Source organism: Bacteriovorax sp. As-1, from assembly GCF_058446905.1.
This window is the reverse complement of the sequence record NZ_CP184341.1, coordinates 137,047-160,870: the sequence shown is the minus strand read 5'-3', so window position 1 is coordinate 160,870 and position 23,824 is coordinate 137,047. Positions and strand designations below refer to the sequence as shown.

Sequence of the window (23,824 nt, the reverse complement as noted above, 5' to 3'; positions counted from 1 at the left end):
GAATGTGATGATAATCATACTTTTTGCCTATCATTAGACTTAAATCATTGAAATTTTAAGATCGTTTTATTTAAACTTTCCCGCAATTCTTGGCAGCTTCGAGCGAAGCTTCGACGATTTCTTTGATTTTTTCCGGAGTGATTTTCCCGTCTTTTAAAAGCTCGAGGAATTTAATACGAGATGATTCTCCGGCCTTTGCCAGGTAGAGAAGGAAGGTATCGAGTTTTTCCATACCCGCTTCGCCTAATACGCGCACGACATCTCTTACTCTTTTTGCCATCTGAGTTTGCCCGAGGTAGCGCAGGATTTTAGTCGCCGCTTTTACTTGATCAGGAGAAATTTTAGCGTCTGACTTTAAGATGCTAAAGAGTTTTCCGGCGCTGGCCAAACTTAAACCCACACTCGCTAGAGAAATACCTGCAGTCATGCGAGCGTCTTTAAATTCTACCAATGCATTTTTGGCCTCGATGATCGCAGTAGAGTCGCTGTTTCTGGTTAAATACGCGGCCTCCAGGCGGTTCATTTCATGGTATTGATCAAATGATTTTTTCCCGTAATAACCGGCACTGGCCAGCTCTACCGCACTTCCAGCAAGGGCAGTGTAACCTAGAATGCTTCCACCAATTGTTCCTGCGGCCACACCGGCAGTCAGTGATCCAGTAATCATATATGCTCCGGCCACAGTTCCCACACCTGTTAAAAGCAGAGCTCCACCAATCACAGCTGTTCCAATGGCAAAATACTTATCAAAGTTCTCATCGCTCACATCTTCTTTATTGATCTTGTTGATTGAATCACACATCAGACCGGCGTACTCAGGTTTTTTCAACAGGAGTTGTCCGGCTGCAAATGGATTGATTTTCACCATTGAGGCAATATCATCTTCGTCAGAGACGATTTTCCCTTTCGTTTTGGTGGCATCGTAGGCGATGTTGAGCGTATCGTGAGCTTGGGCCAGCATTTTTCCTTCGGCCTCTTTAATGGCGTCTTTGACGTCGCTAGTTTCAATTTTTTTATGCGGGATAAACTGGAACTGAGTAGTCTTTTTATTTTTAGTCGTATCGTCGCTGTGAAAGCGCTTGATACTTCCAGCTTCGTCTTTCATTGTTTTAGTTAAAAGCAGGGGACCAGCATTTTTGGAAACTTCGGCCATATACTGGTTGATGTAGCCATCAAAGCCCTTTTTTGCATTTGCATCGTTGGTTAAATCGGCCGAGTCATAAATATAACCGACGTCTTTTTTAACTTTGATTTTTGAGAGAGCAGAGTTTAAGCGATCAATCGAAGCATTAAGTGATGTGGTCGCCGATTCAGGAGTCATTTTTCCTTTCGGGTCCAGTGTTTTAGAAAAAGAAATCAAATCATTTGCCAGCTCTTTTTTGAAGGCCGGGTCCATACTCTTACAAACGTCAATACTCGAGTATAGACCTCTTCCCACCATCATTTTTTTCTGGCAGACATCGCCGAAGAGGGCATCCATTTCTTTTTGTGAAAGGTATCCCGCTTTCATAAAATCAGGCTTAAATTTTTGCCTGAAGGCCATAAGTGACTTGGCCGTATTGGTGATGATTTGTTTTGAAAGCTGATTTTGAAAGTAGGGCTTAACCGTTGCTTTCATTGCTTTCATTACGCCGTTATTAAAATCCAGAAAACTTTTATTTGTGCTATTTACGTTGAGAGGAAGACAAGGAAGGGCCGTATCCTCAAGCGTGTTCAGACTTTGGAAACTCGCACTTAAAACGCGTTCGTGCAGTTTTCTTTTTGCTTCTTTGGCCTTGATACATTTTTCAAAGTGATCTTTAACGGCAATAAAATTAGCGAGCATTTGCTGGTGTTTTTGCAACTCCATTCCGTCAGCAGAATTTAAATACGCACGGTTTTTTGGATCGCCCATCATTTTGTAAGTGGCATCAAGAAGCGACTTGCCGTGTTTGGCGATTAACTCCATACTTCCCACTCCCGTTTTGATTTCACGGTGCTGGATTAAAAGATCGGCAAGGGGGTTCGAAACTAATGGCGCAGCAAACCCTTCACTCTGAAATAAGAGCAGAAACGTAAGTGTGAAAGTGAGCAGTTGCCGAATGATCATCCTATGGGTCTTTTCGGATTATTCCTTGAATTCCTCGAGGGCAAATGCTATAAAAAAACCATGAGTGAAATACCTAAAAAACCAAGTAAAAACGACCCCTTAACCATCCTAATGAAAGAGTCTGATGCCTACAATCACCTGGATCAGATTGAAAAGTACGTTGAAGGAGGCCAGGACCTCTCGGTTTTACCCGTTCAGCCGGTTTACCTGGCCCTAAGGAAATTACCTTTAGACAAGGTCGCAGAGTATCTTCCGAAATTCTCCAAAGAGCAGCGCGAAGTTTTTATGGACATCGACCTTTGGCAAAAAGATGAAATCGATGTGGAGCACTTTACGTATTGGTTACAGGCCTATTCCTTAGTGGAAGATGAGGCAGTGAGAGCTGACTTTGTCACTAGTGAACAGTTCCTGCTGTTTTTAAAAAGCCGCTTCAACGTCTGGAGCTTTGATGCCGAAGACCCGAATTACCCGGATCACGACAATTATTTTTTAACTGACGACAACCAACTTCTTTTTGAATTTGATGAAACATTTCCCTACGTCGATGAAGTTCGCTCACTGATTCGCCATCTTTATTACGAACTGGGAGTGGAGAATGCTTACACATTCTTATTCAAGATGGTGTCTGATTCATTTTCTATTTTACAGGAAGAAGAGTATCAACTGCGCAAAGAGCGCATGAGAGATTATGGTTTTGTCGATTATATCGATGCGCTTGAAGCGGAAAACCCATTTATCAATATCGACTTCTTAAATCTTTTCATTCAGAAAAAAACGGCAGCGACTGGTAGAATTGATGACGTTTCAAAGAATCAAAATCTGCACAACTCATCGCTGGTTGCTTTTAAAGATCACTTCAAAAAAGTCATTGATGAACTTTTAAAAGTTTCAGATCAAAAGCGCGCAGATTTCCTGCAGTTTAATTTTGTGAGGTTAATCAATGCCCGCCTTGAGTCTCAAGGCTCATTGAAAAAAGGTTCAGTGGCAATGACCAGAACTGGGTCACAGACAAAAAATCTTATTCTTCTTGGTTTTAATTATATTAAGTCGACAGACCATTTAAAAGAAACACCGGAAGAAGGACTCTTTACGCTTTTTAGTTTCAGCGACCTGTATAAAATTGGAAACTCGCTGATTAAATTCAATTTAAAAGACTTAAAAAAGGCCCTGGCCGCGCATGGCTTTGAAGGGGACAAGGAAACATTCCTGGGAGACTATTGGAGTGATTTCCTTGATAACTCTTTTGATACTCCGACAAAATTTCACGCTCCAAAAGATGATTCTCCAAAAACGATTATCGAGTTTGAAGAGTATCAGATGTGGATATACAAAACGAAAACACTAATGGCCTTAATGCCATTTGCAAGCAAGTTCTATGAGACGCTATCGACTCTAAAAGAGGAAGGGCGTTTAATGGACAGCTATTATTTAAACTACACTGTTGATGACATCAACTTTGAGTCGCTTTTATTAAGTAACTTTGCCAACTTCTACTTAAGTTCATTCAATGAAAATCCATCGCAGAACAACGGAGAAAAACTCGGGCTGACGATTGATGAGTATAAAGCATTCTCTCAGGGAATTGTCTCTCCTTCGGAAGGGAAGTTCATCCTGACTCCAGAGCTCTTTAAAAAGATCCAGAAGTTCTCAGAGACTTATGGCCTGAACCAGGTTTTTGATTTCAACAATTACCTGCAGGACCTTCTAAAATCGCAGATGGAAGGCTACGACATTGATTCGATGTCGGATGAAGACTTCAAACACGTCGGCGGACCTATTATCCTGACTTTGGTTAAGCATTAAGCAAAATGTGAATTGATAAGCTGAGCGAGATTTTTCTGCAAAGGAGAGTCGAGCTTAGCTAGTTCCGTGCTCATCTTTTCCTTCAAGACTTTTTTTCTTTCCATTTGCAGCAGAATCAGTTTTTCGGTCTGAGAGAAATTCATTTTGAGTGGGATTTTTTTCGTAAGAAAAATCTCCAGCGCAGAAAGGCGGTCGTTTTCCTGTTCCAGGAAATGCTGAAGTTCATATTGTTCGCCAACCTTGGCATTTTCACGCTCTTTTCTTTCGTGGTCTTTGTACTCTTCGCTTTTAACGTAGTCTTCAAAGACATCTTCAAAGCCTTTAAGGCCTGCCAGGACTTCTTTTGAAAGGTTGGTGTTTCCGATTTTTTTACTCATTTATTTTTTTCCTACCTGTCGCGCCCTTTGGCCTTTGTGGGTTTTTCAAAAAGCGTAGAGTTCAACACTTCAAGAAAGTAGAGTTCTTTAGTCTCGACGTAGAGTTTTTTCTGAGCTTCGGCAGAATCTTTCAGGTCCTGGGAGATTTTGTAGAGCTCGAGGTTTTTAATTTTATCAACTTTAAGCGAGAGTTTATTGAGAAGCTGAAGCTCTTTATTGTTTGGTCGCTTAACTTTTTTAAAGTAGTGCTCAGGCAGATCTTTTACTGATCTGACAGAGGGGAAAAGACTTTTTACCGATTTGCTGGTGATGATATAAAGCGGGTAGGGAAAACGCGGGTGAAGAGCGTTTTCTAAAATAACCTGCTCCAGGTTCATAATCACAGATTCTAGGTCAGCCGCCGCGTAGTTTGAAAGGTTGATGTAGCAGGGAACCTTGCCGATTCTTGAATCCTCGACCACTTCCTGAACATTAGAAAGAGCTGGGCCCTTAAGGAGGATTTCTTCAAAAATAGGGATTTTCATGGCACTTCCATTTCGTTATTGAGACTGCTCTTAACTCAGTATAAACTAAGTTGTAAGTGATCTCTAGAGAGAACAAATTCACGCAAGGATTGCATGATTAATTTTCCTTATGTTTCGCTGCCTGAGTATTATACTCGGTTGCTAGCAAGCAACATTCAAAACTCCACCGCGGTTAACACTAACCTCGAAATGTATATCAACGAGAACAAAGAGCTCAACGCTTTAGTTAAAAAAGTCTTCAAAGACATCGACCCCGATGGATTCCTGGGGAAAATTCTTTCGATTTCGGGCTGGACTGGAATCAGAAACCGCCTGGCGGCTGTGTTTTTAGAGCATGCGATGACGGGAAGATTCCCGGAGACTGCCAATCTTAATTTAGTGACTGATTTAATCAATGTCGAAAATAAACTCCGCCACTTTACACCTGCAGGGTTTAACCGTGCTTTTCTTCTGGCGTTTTATGCCAAGATGTCTTTGATTCATATCAAGATGAGAAGTGACACGAGAGAGCTGACTCCACTGTTAATTAAAGACGAGCACATTGAGTATATGAAGCTTTCAAAAGCAAAATCAGTGCGCATCGACTGGCTTATGCTTCAGCTGATTCAGTTTGAGCATTTTTTAGGACAGGATAGACTCTTTACACTGCTACAAAGTGAGACGAGATACGCTTCACTTTTTTCCCTGCTTTCTAAAGAAGAGCAAGGGCAGATGATGAATAACTTTATGACTTACGGAGCTTCCATTAATGACTCCGATATTTTTACGACAGATGTTTCTACCCAATAGGAAAGGGCTATTATGAATAACAGTATCTGGAACTTAATCAACGATCTAAGCAAAAAAAACGGCATCACCGAAATCTTAATCAACGGGCCGAAAAATGTTTTCGTCGAAAGAGGCGGGCAGTTCATTCAAATCAATGCCAATCTTCCTGCGGCCGATATCAAGCAATTCATTAAAGATGTTGCAGACATGAACCAGAAGACGTGTGATGGCGACAACCCGATTCTCGATGGGAATCTTCCGGATGGATCGCGTATCAACATCATTAACGAGCCTTTTGTTAACGGCTCACCGGCGATATCAATTAGAAAGTATTTAAAATTTATTTCGAGCTTCGAGTCTAATCAAGGAGTCTTCGGGCTTTCTCCTCACTGGGTTGATTTTTTAAGGGCGGTGGTTCACTCGCGCCTAAATATAGTGGTCTCAGGAGGAACAGGTGTAGGGAAGACGACGTTTTTGAATTTGATGATTAATGAAATCGCGAAACACGAAAGAGTTATCGCCATTGAAGATACACCTGAATTAACCATCAATATGCCCAACGTGGTGAGACTTGAATCAGGAGCGAAATCTCTGATGTCGAAGTCTGCGCTGAGCACCCGCGACTTAGTTAAGAATACCCTGCGTATGCGCCCTGACCGCATTATCATCGGTGAGACCCGCGGAGGAGAGCTCTTTGATTTACTTCAAGCGATGAATACTGGCCACGATGGAAGTATGACCAGCGTGCACGCCAGTTCTGCTAGTGAATGTCTTTCAAGAATGGAGACACTTTTCTTACTAGCTGGTTTTGAAATTCCTTTAAATGTAGTGAGAAAGCAGATGACGTCTGCCGTTCAATTCATCATTCAATTAGGCCGTGATAAAGAAGGCAACCGCGTGATCAACGAAATCATCGAAGTCTGTGGAATGGAAGGGCCTACAATGCTGGTTCAAACCATTGCCCGCAGAGAAGATGGCTTCCTGGTTTTTGAAGGGATTGCTCCAAAGTGTATGGAGAGGCTTAACCGTCAGGGTGGGCTGCCATTAAACTTCTTTGAAAACATGTAGCCCATTTTTGTTGTCAAAAAAACAACTCGATTTAGCGGCCTAATCTTAAGGGCCTCCCTGCAAAAACAGCCACATATTTAATCTTCCGATAAGAGGAGTAAGATAAGGAACACTCAAAAAGTGCTCTTAGGGAGATAATAGCTTATGGCTTCAGTGGTGAAGATGGGGAGTGCCGTTTATTTAAAATTTAATCCTGATATGGATGAACTCTCAGATATGAAATTCACGTTTGAGAGAATTGGCGGTGAGTCCTTTGTTTTCGATTTAACTTCTATTAAGAGCATGGGACGTCATGCACTCAATGAATTGATGAACTTCCAGGAAGAGGCGAGAAAAAAAGGGGATGTCTATATTCTGACTCCAGAGAGCAATATGCGTGAAGAGCTTTTAAATCTGCACGCGATTAAGGATTGTGAAATTTATAAAGATAGAAATGAAGTCCGCCAGGCCTTAAAAGAAAAGGCCAAAGGGCACTTTCCAATTTAATAGAAGTCTTGTGAGACAATTCCCTTAACTATCGAAACACCTGCACTTGTCCCTAAGCGAGTTGCTCCTGCTGCCAGCATTTTTTTGGCCGTTTCCAGGTCTCTGATTCCACCGCTTGCTTTAACATTCACCGACGTTGAAACACTCTCACACATCAGTTTAATGTCTTCTACTGTGGCGCCACCGCCATTGAAGCCCGTGGATGTTTTTACAAAGTTCGCTCCGGCCTTTTCCGCAATCTTACAGGCCTGGACTTTTTCTTCTTCAGTCAGTAAAGATGTTTCAATAATAACTTTGACGACTTTTCCTTCGGCCGCATAAACGACTTCGCGGATGTCTTCTTCAACTAATAAAAGTTTTTGTGATTTTAAGGCCCCGATGTTGATGACCATATCAATTTCATCGGCCCCGTCCTTGATGGCATGAGCTGTTTCAAACGCCTTCACGGCCGTAGAGCTTGCTCCCAGAGGAAAGCCGACAACAGTGCAGACTTGAACGCCTGTGCCTTTTAAAAGATCAGCACAAGTCGCGACATACGCCGGGTTCACGCAGACAGAGAAAAAGCGATATTGTTTAGCCTCATCGACTAAAGTGTGGATCTGAGAAAAAGTGGCATCCGGCCTTAGTAAAGTGTGGTCAATACTCTTTGCAATTGTGTCTTGAATGCTTGCTATTTCCATACGCTCCTTGCCTTATCATCTGTCTTCAATAACACTTTTAGTATGATTAAATCCCGGTGGTTTTACCATCCCTTATTTATTTTTATTTTCTCGCTTTTGGCCTTAGCGCTATCGCTCTTTTTGTACATTCGTTCGTACCTGCAGGTCAACGAGGCGCTCCAAGAAGTGGTTTTTAAATACAACCTTAATGCTAAGCAGATTTTCCAGAGCGAAACTTGGGTTTTAATCCTGACTCTTTCTCTTCTGGTATCGGTTATCTTGGCAGGTCTTTTCATCATCTATATCTATTACCAAAAGATGATCCAGCTCTATAGATTGCAGCAAAACTTCATTAATGGTTTTACCCATGAACTAAAAACGCCGATTGCTTCACTTCAATTGTTCTTAGAAACTTTTTCCCGCCACGAGCTTGAGCGCCAGGAGCAGCTTCGCTACCTAGAGTACATGAAACGAGACACCAAACGTCTCTCAGACAATGTTAACCGCATCCTGCAATTGGGAAGACTTGAAGATAAAAACATCAAGGCCGACTTTAAGGATGAGGATCTCATTTCGGTGATCGGGCAGTTTATTAAAAGCACGCCCCATCTTTTTGATGAAGGAAAAGTGGAGTTTGAAAGTGATGTTGAAAGTTATTTCATGCAAATTGACTTCGGCCTTTTTGAAATGCTTTTGATGAACCTGGTGACGAACGGTTTTATTTACAACAAGTCCCGTGAAAAATTAGTGCGTATCAAAGTCAGCATGATTGAAAAAAGTTTAGTGATTGATATCAGCGATAATGGAATCGGCCTAGAAAAAGGCGAACTTAAAAAAGTCTTTAAAAAGTTCTACCAGGTAGGAAGATCTACGAAGGGAAGCGGTTTAGGGCTTTACATTGTCCAGAGTATCGTTAAACTCCACAAGGGCGAAATCACCGCTCATAGTGATGGAGTGGGCAAAGGAACAATTTTTAGAATTGTTTTTAAGGAAACGAAATAAGTTATGGCAGTAACGACTAAAAATACCGGCAAGAAAATTCTGATCATCGAAGATGAAAAGCATATTGCAGAGGCCATTAAACTCAACCTGCGCATGCTGGGCCACGATGTCCTGCACGCTCTTAATGGGCTTGAGGGACTAAACTATTACGGAGAGTATGCTCCGGAGCTGGTTATTGTCGATTTAATGATGCCGGAAATTGACGGTTTTGGCGTGATCACGGAGATTAGAAAACGTGATCCGAAGATTCCTATTCTCGTTATTTCGGCCAAAGAACAGGTTAAAGAAAAAATCAAATGCCTCTCTCTTGGTGTTGATGATTATCTTTCAAAACCTTTTGATCTTGATGAATTTCTTCTGCGAGTAGACCGTCTTTTAACTCGTATGGAATGGAATACGGTTGCTCCTGAAGACCTGGCCAAAAAAGAAGAAGTAGAGATGGCCTCTCTTGGTGATAGTTATGAATTTGGCGAGCACCAGGTGGATTTTAAAAATCTCAAGGCCTATTCATTTAAAAAATCCAATCCACAGAATTTTGATTTAACATTGCAGGAAATTAAGATTCTCAAAGTCTTTTTTGCTCACCCAAATATGCCTTTGACTCGCGAGGAAATTCTCGAAAAAGCAGTAGGCTATGACCGAGGTGTGAGTACCCGAACTTTAGACAATTTCATTGTGCGCTTTAGAAAGTACTTCGAGAGCGATCCTAAAGACCCGAAGTTCTTTAAAAGTGTGCGCTCAGTCGGCTATCTTTTTGACAGACAAGGCGAGTAACGCTACTCTTTCCCCACTAAATTTTAGAGTTTAATTAGGAGTTAATGATGGGTCTTCTGACTGGAAAAAAAGCCTTAGTTTTAGGTATTGCAAACGATATGTCGATTGCATGGGGAATCACAAAAGCACTTAAAGCTGAAGGTGCTCAAGTGGCGCTTTCTTACTTAAACGAAAACCTACAAAAACGCGTTGAACCGCTAGCTGCAGAAGTTGGCGCAGATTTTATTTTCGAAATGGACGTAACGATTGATGAGCACTACGAGCGCATCCAAAAAATCGTTGAAGAAAAATGGGGCAAGTTCGACATTCTTGTTCACTCACTAGCTTTTGGTGACAAAAACGATCTTAAAGGACGTTTTGTTGAAACTTCTCGCAATGGTTTTAAAATGGCCTGCGATATTTCAGCTTTCTCACTAATCGGTCTATGTAATGCACTAAAAAACAACATGAACGACGACGCTTCAGTTATCGCCATGACATACCACGGGTCTGTAAAAGTTCTTAAAGGGTACAACGTCATGGGTGTAGCTAAAGCTGCGCTAGAAGCTTCTACGAGATACCTTGCAGACGATCTAGGGCCTCAAAACATTCGTGTTAACTGTATTTCAGCGGGACCAATCAGAACGCTTGCAGCGTCTGCAGTTCCAGGACTAAAAGATTTCTTAAAAGTGATTGAAGAAAAAGCACCTCTAAGAAAGAACGTTACTCAGGACGATGTCGGAGGAACAGCTGTATACCTTGCTTCGAGACTATCTCACGGAGTGACAGGACAGGTTCTTTACGTTGATTCTGGTATCAATATCATGGCCCAATAATGATGAAGGCCCCTTCTTTGAAAGGGGCCTTTTTATTTTAACTTCTCATCTCAGGTTCTATGGCAAAAAAACAATTGCAGTCAGGTCTAAAGCTTACTGGTATCGCACCTAATATTCTTTTAACCCACGTTCAAAACACGGCCCCCTTTTTATTTAACGGTGAACTTGATACCACTGGAAAAGAGCGCGCGTATTTGGCCAAACTTTTTTTTTATAAAAAGAATCTAAGCGCCCTAAAAAATATCGACCTCACTGAATATTTCCATATCTGTATGGCCGCTCACTGGACGACAGCGGGAACATTTGTTCCAACTGACGTCGATAACCAAATCAGAAAAGGTCTGTGGGAACACGGCGAGATTAAAAAACACATCGAACGTATGGCGAAAATCACTATCGCTTCATGGACCTGGGATTATGAACAGGTGACGAATAGAAAGTCTTACAACCCTGAGCGCGGGCAAGTGATGAGCACTCACGAAGGAACGTGGCTTTCAGTTGCTATCGGTGGTTATTGTGCTCTTATGAGACACAAGCAATTTGACCTGGCAAAAGAAATGGCCGACGTTATTTTGGCCGAAGCTGAGAAAGAAGAAAAACTTCTTTTAGAGTTAAGAGAAAAAAGAGACCACGTAAATTTCTTAAGATCAACGGCACTGATGGCCCACAACTTCGGTGACCTTGACCGTGTTATCGATCAATGGGAAATGCCAGAAGACGACCCATTTAGAAAACGTATTTATAAATTAGGCCACAAAATTAACGACGCTCAAGACCCAATCCTGGTTTATGCCGGACAAGTTAATAAAGCGTTCTTATCTGTTGAAAACCACCGTCACATGTCGATGAGACAGCCGAGATGTCTTCGTCGTTCCAATAAATTCTTAATCCCAGTTGGCCCATTTATGGACAAGTGGGGAAGAGACTTAGGCGAATCAAAACTTCTAACCAACGATGAAAAAGGCGAAATCGTCTGTGCTTTTCTTGAAGGCTTTGGCCGTCAGGACGCGGCCCTGGGGTATGTGAGAGCATTTCACGGGATGATGAGCGTTCTTCCTCGCGGACTTGAAACCCTTGAGCAGAATATTCCTTACGATGTTGTGGCCGAACTTAGAAACTCGCGTTTTGGAGAGCTCGCTAAGGTATCGGAAGAAGAAATGGTCGCAAGCTATAAGAAGCACTTGGAAGAGTTTGTCTGCCCAATCACAAATTTGAAATTCTAGATCATCTTTTAATTAGATTGTTAAGATTCCTTTAAGGGCCTTGATATTTCACCATGACTTGTGATTTAACGGGGCCAATCTAATTACCTCGGGGAGTATCTATGAAAAAAGGGCTTGTCGTTTTAGCGTTAGTTTTCTCATCTCAAAGCGTGTTCGCTGAGTTTCAAAAAGGTGACATTTTAAAAGAAGTTTGGACTTGCAAAGGCAAGAGTGACTCAGTTGTAGACTCTGTAACTGTGACGGTTGATAGAGTAAAAAACACTGTTGTTGGTGGGCTTTATGATGGGACGATGACGGGATCAGAAATCGCTCTAAAAAAGATGAGTGATCTTTATAAACTTGGTGGTTATGTAGCTCCTGGACACGACAACAGAGAGTACTCAGTTCAACTAATCCAAAGGAGAAAAGATGATTTCGACTGGGGATATGAAACGAAACTTAAAGGGCAAGCAGTTGTCGTTTATGAAGGTTTCATTGACTGTATCGGTGATATTGGGGGAGCGGAAGTTCTTTCGTGTGATGTTGAATTAGAAAGACAATAATATAAAATAAAAAGGCCCTCATGCGAGGGCCTTTTTATTTTAGTAGTTAAAGTTTTTGTGAATGTACTCAACCGTCTTGCGAACATTTTCTTCCGGAGTCTGCTGAAGAACTCCATGACCAAGACCGCAAATCCAACGATCAAGATTTTTTAAATCTTTTAGTGGTGCCCAGAATTGCTCTAATTTCTTTTCAACATTTGCCCAGTCATAGTGCAGGTAACTTGGATCAAAGTTTCCTTGGATCATATAATCATTACCTAATGTTTTAAGTGCTGAAGCTAAATCCATTCTCCAGTCAATTCCCAGAACGTCGATGTTTTTGTCCTGGATTTCCTGCAGGTAATTCATATGTGTCAGTTTTGAGTAATAAACCACTTTTTTAGTTGGGTGAAGTTTCTTGAATTCACTCGTTACTTTTCTAAGCATTGGCAGAACGAATTCTTTGAAATCAACAAATGTTAATTCCCCAACAGCTGTATCGAATAAACAAACAGCGTCTGCGCCACCTTCAGCTTGAACTGACATTTCTGTTAAAAGTTCAGGAATTAAGATTTCACAGAATCCTTGCCATCTTCCATCGTAGAAACCTTTTTTCGAACTTGTTAGGTTTCCAGAGTGTGAACCTTCAACGGCGTAAGTGTAAAGCGTCCATGGAGCTCCTACGAATCCTAGAAGAGATTTCGTCTGTGGAAGTTCAGCGCGAAGAAGTTTTGTCGCTTCCTTTTGGAAGTTATAATATGATCTTGAGTCCTGGATCAGTTTGCATTTTTTGACGTCAGCTGGAGTCTCAAGTCTAAATTCCAGGATTGGCCCTGGAGCATAAGTTAACCCCAGTCCAAGTTGTTCAAGCGGGAAGAGTAGATCAGAGAATAAAATCGCCGCATCGAAATTAAAATCGCGGATTGGTCCCATGGTAATTTCACAGGCCATCTCTGGGTTCTTACACATAGTCATGAAGTCAGAATCTTTTTTAATGTTCTGGTAGTGAGAGTGGTAGCGACCTGCCTGGCGCATGAACCACACCGGCACTTGAGTCTTTCCATCGTTTGTTTTTAAGCGGTCGTTAAATAATCCCATTTCTTTGTCCTTTAATTCACAATTAATTTATATCCAATACTTCTGATACTTTGAATTTCGAGAGTTTTTTTCGAATCTGTCTCACACCACTTGCGAAGTTTAACGATGTAATTGTCGACGGTGCGGTTGGAAGGAAACTTGTCTTCTCCCCAGATCTTTTCAATGATCTCTTCGCGGTCAACGGCATTATTTTTTTTGGTATAGAGAAGCTCCAGGATCGCGCACTCTTTTTGAGAGAGAGTGATCACGTTTCCTTGGGCATCCTGCACTTCATAGCGCTTAAACCAGATTTTTAGTCCTCCGTGAGTGATTTCCTCAGGAAGTTTGTTAATCTCGCTTTGGCTTGAAAGGATGCGGTTTAATCTTAAAATAAGCTCTTTTAGAGCAAATGGTTTTGTAATGTAGTCATCGGCCCCAATTTCCAGTCCTTCAACTTTTGTCTCCGGGTCATTGAGTGCTGATAAGAAGAGAAGAACAAAGTCTTTTCTTAGTTTTCTAAATTCGCGGGCCAAATCCAGTCCGTTTCCGTCGGGAAGGCCGATATCCATCAGGATCACAGCTGGGTGTTCTGATTTAAAAAGTTCGCGTGCTTCTTTTGCATTTTTTGCCCAAGCACAGCCATGCCCCAGACCTTTTAGGTATTCTGTGAGAGTGATTCCTAAGTTTTCTTCGTCTTCAACAATGAGAATATTAAGCATGGGCCTCCTCACTTCTTTTGAAAACTAAATCAAACTTTAATCCATGGTTTGCTTTAGTGATGGAAAGATTTCCGTGCATTTTATCTAAAAGCTTCTGGCTTAAATAAAGTCCAATCCCAGAGCCTTTAGTCGAGTTGTGCTTGTAAAAAAGTGTCCCTAATTTTTCTAAGTCACCTTTAAAGTCGCCGTGGTCGATATAGGCCAGGTGAACTTTGCCTTCACTGTGAGATAAAACGATTTGAATCTTTTTACTCGTCGTATGAATGCGAGTGTTTTCCAGCAGGTTTTTCATAATGAGTTCAAGAGCAAACTCATCAGCTTCAATGTTGATAGTTCCTTCTGGAGCAATGATCTCGACTTCATGTTCAGGAACCCAGGTCTTTGCTAGTCTTTTAATAAAGGGCAGAAGAGACAAGCTTGTTAGATTGAGTTCTCCTCCGCGCTCAATGCGCGAGAGTTGCAGGATCTTATCCATTTGAGTCTCAAGTTTTGTTGTATCAGCAATTAAGCGCCCGATTAGTTTATCTAAGGTCGGATCATTCTTTGATTCTAAAATCTCGTTAATCACTTCACCTTGAAGACGAATACTTGCCAGTGGCGTTTTTAACTCGTGAGTAAGGCTCGCAAAAAACGCCTGCAGGGAATTCGTTTTTTTCTGATCTTTTAAATAAAGAAGCAGCAGGGAAATTGAAAGAAGCATTAAAAGCACCAGGAAACTTCCACCTTCCCAGGCCAGCATCTTAGTGATGCGAGGTCTGTCAGCGTGCCCTAAAAAGCTTTCAAAGTTGATCATGATATAAACCCACCAGGCCCCAATCATCAAGAGAACTCCGGCCCACAGTAATGAGAGGGTAAAAAGGAGTTTTGATGAATGAGAGTATGGGTTTTTAATATTCATTAAAGTTTAATGTCCAGTCTCTTAGCGATATCAGCAACAACAGTGTCATCGTGAGCTAAACTCACAAATCCCACTTCATAAGCGTTTGGTGCCAGGTAAATCCCGCGGTCTAATAACACTTCAAAAAGCTTGTTGAAGTTTTCTGTCAGGTTCGCCGGGATATCAGCAATTTTTGTTACGTTTGCCTTTGGAACAATCCAAAAAAGAGACGAGTACGTTGTGATCTGGAACATGTTGAACTGACCATTGTTATAAGTCTTCATCCAGTTCGCTAGAAGTGTCGTGATCTTTTTTGTTTGTTCTTCAATTTTTTTATAAGACTCAGGAGTCATCTCTTTTAGAGTTGAAAGTCCACCCACCATCGCTAGAGGGTTCGCTGAAAGAGTTCCCGCCTGGTAAACTTTTCCAATCGGAGCTAAGTGTTCCATGATGAATTTAGAAGACCCGATCGCTCCAACAGGTAAACCCCCACCGATGATTTTTCCTAATGTCACGATGTCCGGTTTAATCCCTGTCACTTCGGCCATTCCACCGAAAGCGACGCGGAAACCTGAGATAACTTCATCAAAGATTAAAAGTGCTTTATTTGCAGTTGTGATGTCTCTTAAAAATTGCAGGAATTCTTTTGGCTGAACCATAAGTCCATTGTTTGCCGGAAGAGGCTCAATGATGATGGCCGCGATTTGGTCTTTGTGATCGATGAAGCATTGTTTTAATCCTTCAGTGTCACCAAGTTCAAGAATAAGTGTATCGTGAGCAACGCCTTCTGGAACACCGGCAGACGAAGCTTCAGCTTCACCAGCAAGGCCAGAACCAGCTTTAATCAGCATTGAATCCACGTGTCCATGGTAGCAGCCGTTAAACTTAATAATTTTATTTCTTCCAGTCACTCCGCGAGCGAGGCGAAGAGCTGTCATGACGGCTTCAGTTCCAGAGTTAACGAAACGAAGTTGTTCAACGTGAGGAAGTTTTCCTAAAAGAAATTCTGCAAGCTCCAGTGAGTAGGGTTCACAAGCTCCATAACTCCATCCGCGCTCAAGACCTTCGTGCAGGGCCTTTTCAACTTTTGGGTGTCTGTGTCCTAGGATTAGTGGTCCAAAGCTCATGCAGAAGTCGACATATTTTTTATCTTCTACGTCGTAGATATAGGCCCCTTCAGCTCTTTTAAAAAAGCGAGGAGTAGTGTGAAGACCTTTAAAGCTTCTTACTGGCGAGTGAACTCCACCAGGCACTAATGTTTTTGATTTAGAAAAAAGATCAGATTGAATATTCGACATATTATTTCCTTAAGATTGGGTCCATGATTTAAATTCTTCAATTCCTGCCATCGGAAGAACTTCAACGCCATTTGTGCGGAAAAGATCGTACGTTTTGCCGATCCCACACGCGTGTATGCGTTCTTTGATTTCCGGGAAGTGGTAAATATAGGCCTGGTACTGGAAGAAGCTCGTCCAGTAGAAGACTTCTGTTTTTAAAATATTAGCTTTAAATTCTGCGCTTACATTTTTATTGATCTCGCGCTTATAGCACGCGACGACTTCAGCTGTCGTCAGCGTGCTTTTTGCTTCATCATTAGATAGAACAATCAGCGGAGCTTTGGTATCGACCATAATTCCGGCAGCACGGGATGAACGCAGGTTTTCTACTTCATCATCGCCAATACTATCAGCAGTCCCGTTAACCCAGAAGCCAAGAGCGGCCAGGTCTTTCATCGTTTTTGTTCCAGCGGCCCAAAGTGATTTTGGATTGCTTCCAAGAATCGCATCAAAGCAGTATTTGCTGGTGATATAAAGATGCAGTCCCTGATCGAGAGTGACCGGGATATTTTTTTTAGTGATTAGTTGGTCATTTGTCGGGTGACCGTTAAAAACTTTTGGAGCGGCCACAAAGGCCGGAAGTGAGCGACCTTCTAGTTCAAAGACAGAAACGTCTTCACCGTTTAAGTGCCCTTGATGGCTATGAAGGAAAAATTCCCCTTTAGAGCTATGAAGTTTTCTGACGTTGATTCCCACAGCAAGGTGGCAACCGCCGCCGTATTCATTGAAAGATTTTCTTTCACGCACAACTTCTTCTTTCGTGCGTGCATCTTGAACTAGGGCAAGCTTCTTTAAAAGCTCTCCGTTATCAGCGCGGTTTATTTTACATTCAATCGCCAGCGCTCCTTGAGAGGCCGAAGAAGGGAAGACTGTTTGAGGAAGAATCATAAAGTTGATTCCATCCAGCAGTCTTTTTAGTTCTTCGTTTGAAGCAGGCGTGTGGGCAAGTCTTTCAATTCCAGGAAGAGCGAGAACGATGGCATCGTATTCACCATCGCGCAGTTTTTGAATGCGAGTGTTGATATTCCCACGAAGCATCTTTGTTTTTACAACAACGTTTTTTGCTTTTGGAAGATAGTCAGCAAGTTTCTTTTCGATGTTTACAATTCTTCTTGGCGAAGAAGTCCCGATGATTAATTCAGTTCTGTTTTTAATCGTAGGAATCGTTTCGTTTTTAATAAGCAGGATATCGTGAGCAAAACTTCTTTTTGTCACCGCGGCCATTGTGATCCCTTCAGGACGAAGAGAGCCTAGGTCTTTATGTGAGTGAACGACCAGGTCTACCTGGTCGTTTAAAAGAGCTTCATCAAGTTCTTTAGTAAAAAAGTTATTTCCGCTCATCTGCCAAAGCGGCTGCGAGGTTTGAATGTCACCTTGAGTTTTAATGACAACTAATTCGAAAGTGTCGCCGGTTAAGCGCTCTAGTTCGTCTTTAACTTGTCCACATTGAGTGAGGGCAAGAAGTGACCCTCTGGTTCCGATCTTATAGTGAGTAGGCAAACTGTAACTCCTCCCAATCAAATGGTGTGCTGGATAGAGCAGGTCTTGCGCGTTTTTCGGCAAGGGTAGCGATTGTTGATTTCGCTTTATTGACCTTTTCCATCTTTTCGATATTGAGCTTGGCGCTTTGTCTGAAAATATCTTCCAGGCGAAGAACTCCATCTTTTTCTGTGAGACTAGTTTCTATCACAGAGGGAGATCCAAGATCAATAAAGAGCTTCATTTGTGCTGCGGGAGAAGTGTGATATTTGTAACCGAAAAATTGCAAGAAGAAGAGTTCATCAAAAAGAACTTCATCTGCTCCAATAGTATTAACGATAAATGGGAAGCGGGCGTAAATGTCTTTTGCGCCCCACGCGACGCTCTCTAGCCCGTAAGTAGACGACAACTCCGCTACGCGCGCGTCGTTTCTGGCAGAGATGAACACGTTGTGCTTTTTCTTTAAAAGCTTAATCAAGTCTTCTGCCAGTGTCCCAGAACCAAGAACCAATACATCTCCGTCATTGACAGCAGTATGGATGAGTTTTCTGGCGATTCCGGCATATGTTAGCTGACCAATCTCAGTTAAATGATCCGTTCTTACTTTTTTATTGTCCTGGAAGAGTTTTTCCAGAACCGTCATGACGTGAGTGTTTCTTTCAGGGGATTTAAGGAATTCCTGGTAGGCGTCTTTGAACTGTCCCACTACCTCATACTCGGCAACAACTTCAGAGCGCAGGCCACAGATCGTTTCAAGTAGGAAAACGTAAGCGTCTTGTCCTTCAAAAATGTCTGTGATGACGTCTTCTCTCAGAGCGTTTTCGCGAAGGTGAAGAAAAGGTGCTTCACCAATCCCCATAACTAGGGTACGCTGACACGTCTTTAAAACGAAGACGTCTCCCTTTGAAGGGCTCGCGTGTGAATTTGCCTTTAAATTAATGACAGTTAAATTGGTAATCATAAGTCTTAACTAGTTATAACTCTCTAAAGTCTGTAAATTGTCATAAAAATGTAGGTTTTTATCTTTTTTTCTTATCACTTTTTTTGTGATAGGGTGCCCTTAATGAATATCTTTCAGACTTTATATACGCCAATAAAAGGCGCATTTCTGGCCTTCGACAAAAAAGTCGATGGTTCTATAACTTTTTTCATTAAACACTATGGGAAAAGCCGTTTTATGATAGCCATGAGCAAAAAGGCCCAGTATTTGGGGCTAGAAAAGCTATGGGAAAAGGGACCAAAGGCCTTTGTCTATTTCTTTCTTTTTTATTTAGTGCGCGACACCATCCTTTATATCATCCTTCCTATCGTTTTTGCCCGCATGGCCACAAATTAAATTTTGCCAACAGGTTTCGTCAGTTTTATTCTCTAATGTACTCTTTTTTTTCGACCCTTTAACGCCACAGGAGAATCCATGGAACTAATGTTTAGTCCAAAAGAAATTTTAAATAGAGGAATTGGTTTAACGTTTGATGATGTTTTACTAGTGCCTCGCTACTCAGAAGTTTCATCGAGAAAACATCCGGTTTTAAAAACAAAAATCACTAAGAATTATGAAATTGATCTTCCAGTGATCACGGCCAATATGGATACAATCACTGAGACAGATATGGCCTGTGCTATGGCAAGCCTGGGTGGGATAGGTTCTCTTCACCGTTTCATGAACGAGGCTGAACAAGTGGCGATGGTTAAAAAAATCCAGGAATACTTAAAAGAAAAAGGACTTAAAACGCCAATTGCTGCAAGTATCGGGGTTAAAGAAGAAGGTATTAAAAGAGCAGATATGCTGGTAGATGCCGGTGTTCAAATCATCACTTTAGATATCGCTCACGGCGACTCTATTATGATGCTTGAGACACTTGATTACCTAAAAAAGAAACACCCAAAAATCGACGTTATCGCAGGTAACGTAGCGACTGCTGATGGTGTAAAGAGAATGATTGAGCGCGGAGCTGACGCGGTAAAAGTAGGAATTGGCCCAGGGTCAATGTGTACAACTCGTATCATTACTGGTCACGGTGTTCCTCAATTATCTGCTATCGCGCTAGCGGTAAGTGTTGCTGAAAAACACGGCATCCCGGTTATTGCCGATGGTGGATTAAAAAATTCTGGAGACATTGTAAAAGCACTTTGTGCTGGAGCTTCTTCAGTTATGGTTGGGTCTCTTGTTTCTGGAACATTTGAAACTCCAGGCGAGTTAAAAGGTGGGATGAAACAATATAGAGGAATGGCCTCAAAAGCAGCGCAAGTTTCTTGGCGTGGTGAAATGCCTCAAGGGATGGCTGCAGAAGGTGAGTCGACAATGATTCCTTCTAAAGGACCTGTGTCTCACGTAATCAACGAACTGATGGGAGGTCTGCGCTCGGGGATGACTTACATTGGAGTTGATAACATTAAGGCGATGTCTGAAGCAGCGTTATTTATCCAGATGACAGCATCGGGAATGAGTGAATCAAAACCTCACGGAGTGAGATAATGGATTTTTCTAAGCTTGGAAACTTCGCCAAACTTGGCGGTCTCATTGGCGGGATCCCGAGTTTCTTTGATAACTTCAAAGAGATGGAGGAAATTGTTTTAAATTACCCCAAGCTTAAAGACAGAATAGGCAACAAGGACGAAGAGCGCGAAAAAGCGATCAAAAACTTAAAAGAAATCAGAGCGGAGCTCTCGCTTCCGTTTTTGAGAACTTTTGAGAAATTCCTCGATGCCTCACTGTCGCAACTTTATGATGGGATTAACTTTAACGATAACGGCAAAAACCTAAAAGAGTTGTCGCAGAAAAATAATATCGTTTTAGTTCCCAACCACCAGTCTCACGCGGACTACGTGGCGATTAACTATATCTATTTTAAAAAATACCAGTCGCCACTTTTTGTAGCGGGTGGAAATAACCTTAATATTTTCCCAATCGGGCCTCTGTTTCGTCGTTCTGGGTGTTTTTTCATCAGAAGAACATTCGCCAACGACATCCTTTATAAGCTAACTCTGGAAGCGTACCTGCATTACATGTTAGTGAAGGGCAATCCCATTGAGTTTTTCTTTGAGGGGGGAAGATCGCGCACTGGAAAACTTCTACCACCTCGTTACGGTCTGTATCAGATGTTAATTGAGGCTCACCAGGCCATCCCGGAAGCAAGCAGACTGCCACTCAAGTTTATTCCGGTTTCGATTGTTCACGAATATGTTCCTGAACAAAAGTCGCTGGTGCGCGAACTCGATGGTGGAAAAAAGAAAAAAGAAAGTGCCGGTCAGGTTTTTGGTCTGGTTCGCCTTTTTTCATACCAATTCGGTAATGTGCACATCAACGTCGGTCACCCGGTGGATATGCCATCTGTCGATATGGACAACCTCAAAACCCAGACTCAAAAGCTTGCGTTTGAATGCTTCTTAGAGGTCGGGAAAAATATGCGTGTGACTCCGACGTCACTTCTGGCGATGATTCTTTTAGATGAACCGACAGGAGCGCTTAAGTGGGAAGAAATTCTCTCTAAGGCCCGCCACATCGTCGCTTACTGCCAGAAGTTCAATGTGCCGATCACAGATTCTATCACTCCGGAGAATTTAGAAAAATCACTGGAGAGATCAATTGATATCTTAATCGGAAATAAAAAAGTTGAAGCGATCGGAAATCCGAATGGAAACCACGTTTTTTATTCGATTAAAGATGATTCAAGAAAAGAAATCCTCTATTTCAAAAACACGGTTCTTCATCATTTCTTGGTTCCTTGGATTGTGAATATGGGATGGGTCAACCTGTTTTCAGGGCACATCACGAATGTTGATGACCTGAAAAAGTTCTTCATTTCGCAAAGAAAACAGCTAATGCACGAGTTTTATCTTCCAACGGTAAAGGAGTTTTTAACCTCAACTCTGGACATTGTTTCCGATGCTGTCGGAAGAGAAGTCAAGACACTGGAAGAATGTATGGAGCTCTCTCATAAGGAGCTTTATCAGATTCTGCAGAAAGTGAGTCTTTTCTCGCGCGCTTGTAACTATCTTATGGAAGCTTACTACGTTTGCGGACTGACGCTCACGTCGCTTTCAAAAGAGTACAAAGAAGGCTTCAAAATGGAGACTTTTTTAAAGAAATATAAAGAGGTTTTTGAAAGTGAGAGAAAACTTAAGCGCATTATCAAATACGCTGAAAGTTACTCTGTTCCTCTTTCTAAATCGAGTCTGCAGTATTTCATTCACACAGGTATCGTCGCTAGCAATAGCGGCTACTATGCCGTCACGGATTCCCAGAAACTGGTCGAAGTCCTGACAAAAGTGGAATCGGATTTAAGCTCGCAGCTTTCCATCAATCTACTAAACTAATATGGCCGCCATTAAGCTAAAAAAAATCAATTGGCAGAGGCGGCGTTTTATCGCCAGCGCCGAACTCCATGACCTCACTACGTGGATGGATGCTGATCAGGCCTTAAAACGCAGGATTCTGACAGACTCGACTTACCAGCTTGTCGGTAAAAAAAGCATTGTGGAAATGAGCTCAAAAACCGGAACGGGCAGGCTTCTTTTAGAAGTCGTAGGTGTTCCCAAGACGGATCTACCGACTTTTGACGTAGAGGCCCAGACGACTTTAGTTTGGGAGTCTTCTGAAGAATCGTTCAAGATGGACTTTTCTGCCTTAAAAGAGCAGGCCCAGCAAATTATCAAGGCCAGCTCTCAGGGAATAAATGACACTTACCACATAGTTTTGGATGGCCCTAAATTAGAGCTTCATTTTTTTATTCAAAAAGATTATATTCATTCGTAGCATTACTAAAATAAAGGACCCTCTAAATAACTAGAAGGTCTATATCCAGAGGTAAATTATTAAAGACAACCAGAGCCCAGGTTCATTCCAGAGACCATCATTCGATCGCGACCGCCAATCAAGCAAAAACCAAGGTCCAAGAGTTAACGAGCAAATCAGGATTCCTGAATGCCGCTTACTAGGGGATGACGGTCACCAATACGGTGTTGTTTCTATGGCCGAAGCAAGAAGAATTTCTGATGAAGCAGGCCTAGATCTTGTTGAAGTGAGCCCTACAGCTCAACCTCCGGTTGTTAAGCTTATCGACTTCGGTAAGTATAAGTACGAGCTGCAAAAGAAAGCTCAAGAAGCTAAGAAAAAGCAAATTGTTATCCAGTTAAAAGAAGTTCAGCTACGTCCAAATATCGAGCAAGGTGATTTAGATACAAAGCTAAACCACTGCCGCAAGTTCTTAGACCAAGGTGATAAGATTAAGATTTCTATGCAATTCCGCGGTCGCGAAATGTCATATCGCGATGCAGGAATGGAGAAGTTTAAAGCTATCATCGGCCAAATTGTTGAAATGGGTGCCGTGATCGAGTCTGAGCCAAAAATGATGGGTAATAGAATTATCGCCATTTTAGCTTCGACTAAGAAGCCACCTGTGAAGAAGACGGATGATAAAAATGCCGCTTCTGAACAAAAAGCTAAAAAGGACTAAGAAAGTCTTTTACAAGGTATGAATTTATTGATATTTATACCTGCTTTAAAAAGCATTTAATGCATTATTTTATAAATTGATCGTTGATATAGCGAATGTTGGGAGTATTTCATGCCAAAAATGAAGACAAGAAAATCAGCTGCGAAAAGATACAGCGTAACTGGTACAGGTAAAGTTAAAAGAAGCAGATGTGGATTAAGACACAAGCTTGAAGTTAAGAGCCAAAAAAGAAAGAACAGAGCAGGTGGACCAGCTCTAGTTCACCAATCAGAGCACGAAAAAGTTAGAAGAATGCTTCCATACGCATTCTAATTAAAAGATAAAAATATAAAACAGATGTTTTGGGCCTAAGAGAAGAAGCTTCCCCCAAAGATCGTTACAGGAGTAGAAAATGGCACGCGTACGTAGAGGATTTAAAGCTAGAAGAAGAAGAAACAAAGTTCTAAAACTTGCAAAAGGTTTTCACTTTGACCGTAGAACAAAATATAAGCACACAGCTGAAACTGTTAAACGTGCTCTTAACTACGCTTACGTAGGAAGAAGACTACTTAAGAGAGATATGAGAAAGCTATGGGTTGTTAGAATTGCAGCAGCAGCTAGAACTCTAGAGACTTCATACTCTAAATTCATCGGATCTCTAAAAGCAAATAATGTTACTCTTAACAGAAAAATGCTTGCAGAAATCGCAGCTACTGACTTTGCTGGATTCACAGCAATTAAGAATGCTCTTAAGAAATAATTTTAGAATTAGATTCTTATAATAAAAAAGG

The 23,824-nt window shown here is 41.7% G+C and carries 26 protein-coding genes; 16 read left to right on the top strand and 10 right to left on the bottom strand.

Annotated elements, in window-relative coordinates; translation table 11 throughout:
- Positions 1-70 precede the first annotated feature (70 nt).
- Positions 71-2,089 (bottom strand): hypothetical protein, encoded by a 2,019-nt coding sequence (locus tag ACN20O_RS00765; protein ID WP_491636226.1) that lies wholly within the window; start codon positions 2,087-2,089, stop codon positions 71-73.
- Positions 2,090-2,149: 60 nt separating this feature from the next.
- On the opposite strand from ACN20O_RS00765, the gene ACN20O_RS00760 reads away from it, so the two are divergent.
- Positions 2,150-3,892 carry a DUF6178 family protein gene (locus ACN20O_RS00760; RefSeq protein ID WP_491636224.1) on the top strand — a complete coding sequence of 581 codons (1,743 nt, stop codon included), beginning with the start codon at positions 2,150-2,152 and terminating at the stop codon, positions 3,890-3,892.
- On the opposite strand, the gene ACN20O_RS00755 is transcribed toward ACN20O_RS00760, so the two are convergent.
- Both ACN20O_RS00755 and ACN20O_RS00750 read right to left on the bottom strand, forming a co-directional pair.
- Positions 3,889-4,269 (bottom strand): hypothetical protein, encoded by a 381-nt coding sequence (locus ACN20O_RS00755; protein WP_491636222.1) that lies wholly within the window; start codon positions 4,267-4,269, stop codon positions 3,889-3,891. The two genes, ACN20O_RS00760 and ACN20O_RS00755, sit on opposite strands and share 4 nt — an antisense overlap.
- An 11-nt stretch (positions 4,270-4,280) precedes the next feature.
- Positions 4,281-4,793: a hypothetical protein gene (locus ACN20O_RS00750; RefSeq protein ID WP_491636220.1), complete on the bottom strand. Its 513-nt coding sequence runs from the start codon at positions 4,791-4,793 to the stop codon at positions 4,281-4,283.
- Positions 4,794-4,982: 189 nt separating this feature from the next.
- Here ACN20O_RS00750 and ACN20O_RS00745 point away from each other — a divergent pair, with 189 nt between their 5' ends.
- The 3 genes from ACN20O_RS00745 (at position 4,983) to ACN20O_RS00735 (ending at position 7,115) form a co-directional block, all read left to right on the top strand.
- Complete coding sequence (locus ACN20O_RS00745) at positions 4,983-5,582, top strand: hypothetical protein (protein ID WP_491636218.1); 600 nt, start codon at positions 4,983-4,985, stop codon at positions 5,580-5,582.
- A 12-nt stretch (positions 5,583-5,594) separates the two neighbouring features.
- A complete protein-coding gene (locus ACN20O_RS00740) occupies positions 5,595-6,629 on the top strand; it encodes a TadA family conjugal transfer-associated ATPase (protein ID WP_491636216.1) in 1,035 nt (344 codons plus the stop codon).
- A gap of 144 nt (positions 6,630-6,773) precedes the next feature.
- Complete coding sequence (locus ACN20O_RS00735) at positions 6,774-7,115, top strand: hypothetical protein (protein ID WP_491636214.1); 342 nt, start codon at positions 6,774-6,776, stop codon at positions 7,113-7,115.
- Here ACN20O_RS00735 and deoC read toward each other — a convergent pair.
- Complete coding sequence (gene deoC / locus ACN20O_RS00730) at positions 7,112-7,795, bottom strand: deoxyribose-phosphate aldolase (protein WP_491636212.1); 684 nt, start codon at positions 7,793-7,795, stop codon at positions 7,112-7,114. The two genes, ACN20O_RS00735 and deoC, sit on opposite strands and share 4 nt — an antisense overlap.
- Before the next feature lie 96 nt (positions 7,796-7,891).
- Between deoC and ACN20O_RS00725 the strand changes: the two genes are divergently transcribed.
- The 5 genes from ACN20O_RS00725 to ACN20O_RS00705 all read left to right on the top strand — a co-directional run bounded on the left by ACN20O_RS00725 (position 7,892) and on the right by ACN20O_RS00705 (position 12,130).
- Positions 7,892-8,776 (top strand): sensor histidine kinase, encoded by an 885-nt coding sequence (locus ACN20O_RS00725; protein WP_491636210.1) that lies wholly within the window; start codon positions 7,892-7,894, stop codon positions 8,774-8,776.
- A 3-nt stretch (positions 8,777-8,779) separates the two neighbouring features.
- Entirely contained in the window at positions 8,780-9,550 is a 771-nt protein-coding gene (locus tag ACN20O_RS00720) for a response regulator transcription factor (protein WP_491636208.1), read from the top strand.
- Positions 9,551-9,597: 47 nt separating this feature from the next.
- Positions 9,598-10,365, top strand: a complete 768-nt coding sequence (locus ACN20O_RS00715; RefSeq protein ID WP_102243955.1) for an enoyl-ACP reductase FabI — start codon at positions 9,598-9,600, stop codon at positions 10,363-10,365.
- Positions 10,366-10,424: 59 nt separating this feature from the next.
- The gene (locus tag ACN20O_RS00710) at positions 10,425-11,588 is read left to right on the top strand and encodes a hypothetical protein (protein ID WP_491636206.1); all 1,164 of its coding nucleotides are present in this window, start codon (positions 10,425-10,427) and stop codon (positions 11,586-11,588) included.
- A gap of 101 nt (positions 11,589-11,689) precedes the next feature.
- On the top strand, positions 11,690-12,130 hold the full coding sequence (locus ACN20O_RS00705) for a hypothetical protein (protein WP_491636204.1): 441 nt from the start codon (positions 11,690-11,692) through the stop codon (positions 12,128-12,130).
- A gap of 39 nt (positions 12,131-12,169) precedes the next feature.
- Here ACN20O_RS00705 and ACN20O_RS00700 read toward each other — a convergent pair whose 3' ends face one another.
- Genes ACN20O_RS00700 through ACN20O_RS00675 form a run of 6 tightly spaced genes read right to left on the bottom strand, consistent with a single transcriptional unit; the run spans position 12,170 to position 18,559 of the window.
- Positions 12,170-13,207 carry a uroporphyrinogen decarboxylase family protein gene (locus ACN20O_RS00700; RefSeq protein ID WP_491636202.1) on the bottom strand — a complete coding sequence of 346 codons (1,038 nt, stop codon included), beginning with the start codon at positions 13,205-13,207 and terminating at the stop codon, positions 12,170-12,172.
- An 11-nt stretch (positions 13,208-13,218) separates the two neighbouring features.
- Complete coding sequence (locus ACN20O_RS00695; RefSeq protein ID WP_491636200.1) at positions 13,219-13,905, bottom strand: response regulator transcription factor; 687 nt, start codon at positions 13,903-13,905, stop codon at positions 13,219-13,221.
- Positions 13,898-14,803: a sensor histidine kinase gene (locus tag ACN20O_RS00690; protein WP_491636198.1), complete on the bottom strand. Its 906-nt coding sequence runs from the start codon at positions 14,801-14,803 to the stop codon at positions 13,898-13,900. Before ACN20O_RS00690 ends, ACN20O_RS00695 begins: the two co-directional genes overlap by 8 nt.
- Positions 14,803-16,080 (bottom strand): glutamate-1-semialdehyde 2,1-aminomutase, encoded by a 1,278-nt coding sequence (hemL, locus tag ACN20O_RS00685; RefSeq protein WP_491636196.1) that lies wholly within the window; start codon positions 16,078-16,080, stop codon positions 14,803-14,805. Before hemL ends, ACN20O_RS00690 begins: the two co-directional genes overlap by 1 nt.
- Before the next feature lie 9 nt (positions 16,081-16,089).
- Positions 16,090-17,619, bottom strand: a complete 1,530-nt coding sequence (gene hemC, locus ACN20O_RS00680; RefSeq protein WP_491636194.1) for a hydroxymethylbilane synthase — start codon at positions 17,617-17,619, stop codon at positions 16,090-16,092.
- The gene (locus ACN20O_RS00675) at positions 17,603-18,559 is read right to left on the bottom strand and encodes a Rossmann-fold NAD(P)-binding domain-containing protein (protein WP_491636192.1); all 957 of its coding nucleotides are present in this window, start codon (positions 18,557-18,559) and stop codon (positions 17,603-17,605) included. Before ACN20O_RS00675 ends, hemC begins: the two co-directional genes overlap by 17 nt.
- A 102-nt stretch (positions 18,560-18,661) precedes the next feature.
- Between ACN20O_RS00675 and ACN20O_RS00670 the strand changes: the two genes are divergently transcribed.
- From ACN20O_RS00670 to rplT, 7 genes are all read left to right on the top strand, one after another.
- Entirely contained in the window at positions 18,662-18,934 is a 273-nt protein-coding gene (locus ACN20O_RS00670) for a hypothetical protein (protein ID WP_102243945.1), read from the top strand.
- Between the two features lie 78 nt (positions 18,935-19,012).
- Positions 19,013-20,074: a guanosine monophosphate reductase gene (locus ACN20O_RS00665; RefSeq protein ID WP_491636190.1), complete on the top strand. Its 1,062-nt coding sequence runs from the start codon at positions 19,013-19,015 to the stop codon at positions 20,072-20,074.
- Entirely contained in the window at positions 20,074-21,915 is a 1,842-nt protein-coding gene (locus ACN20O_RS00660) for a 1-acyl-sn-glycerol-3-phosphate acyltransferase (RefSeq protein WP_491636188.1), read from the top strand. Before ACN20O_RS00665 ends, ACN20O_RS00660 begins: the two co-directional genes overlap by 1 nt.
- Position 21,916: 1 nt before the next feature.
- The gene (locus tag ACN20O_RS00655; RefSeq protein WP_491636186.1) at positions 21,917-22,354 is read left to right on the top strand and encodes a hypothetical protein; all 438 of its coding nucleotides are present in this window, start codon (positions 21,917-21,919) and stop codon (positions 22,352-22,354) included.
- 154 nt (positions 22,355-22,508) lie between these two features.
- Positions 22,509-23,054: a translation initiation factor IF-3 gene (gene infC, locus ACN20O_RS00650; RefSeq protein ID WP_491639245.1), complete on the top strand. Its 546-nt coding sequence runs from the start codon at positions 22,509-22,511 to the stop codon at positions 23,052-23,054.
- 111 nt (positions 23,055-23,165) lie between these two features.
- On the top strand, positions 23,166-23,366 hold the full coding sequence (gene rpmI / locus ACN20O_RS00645) for a 50S ribosomal protein L35 (protein WP_102243941.1): 201 nt from the start codon (positions 23,166-23,168) through the stop codon (positions 23,364-23,366).
- 79 nt (positions 23,367-23,445) lie between these two features.
- Positions 23,446-23,793: a 50S ribosomal protein L20 gene (gene rplT / locus ACN20O_RS00640; protein WP_102243940.1), complete on the top strand. Its 348-nt coding sequence runs from the start codon at positions 23,446-23,448 to the stop codon at positions 23,791-23,793.
- The last annotated feature ends 31 nt before the right edge of the window (positions 23,794-23,824 follow it).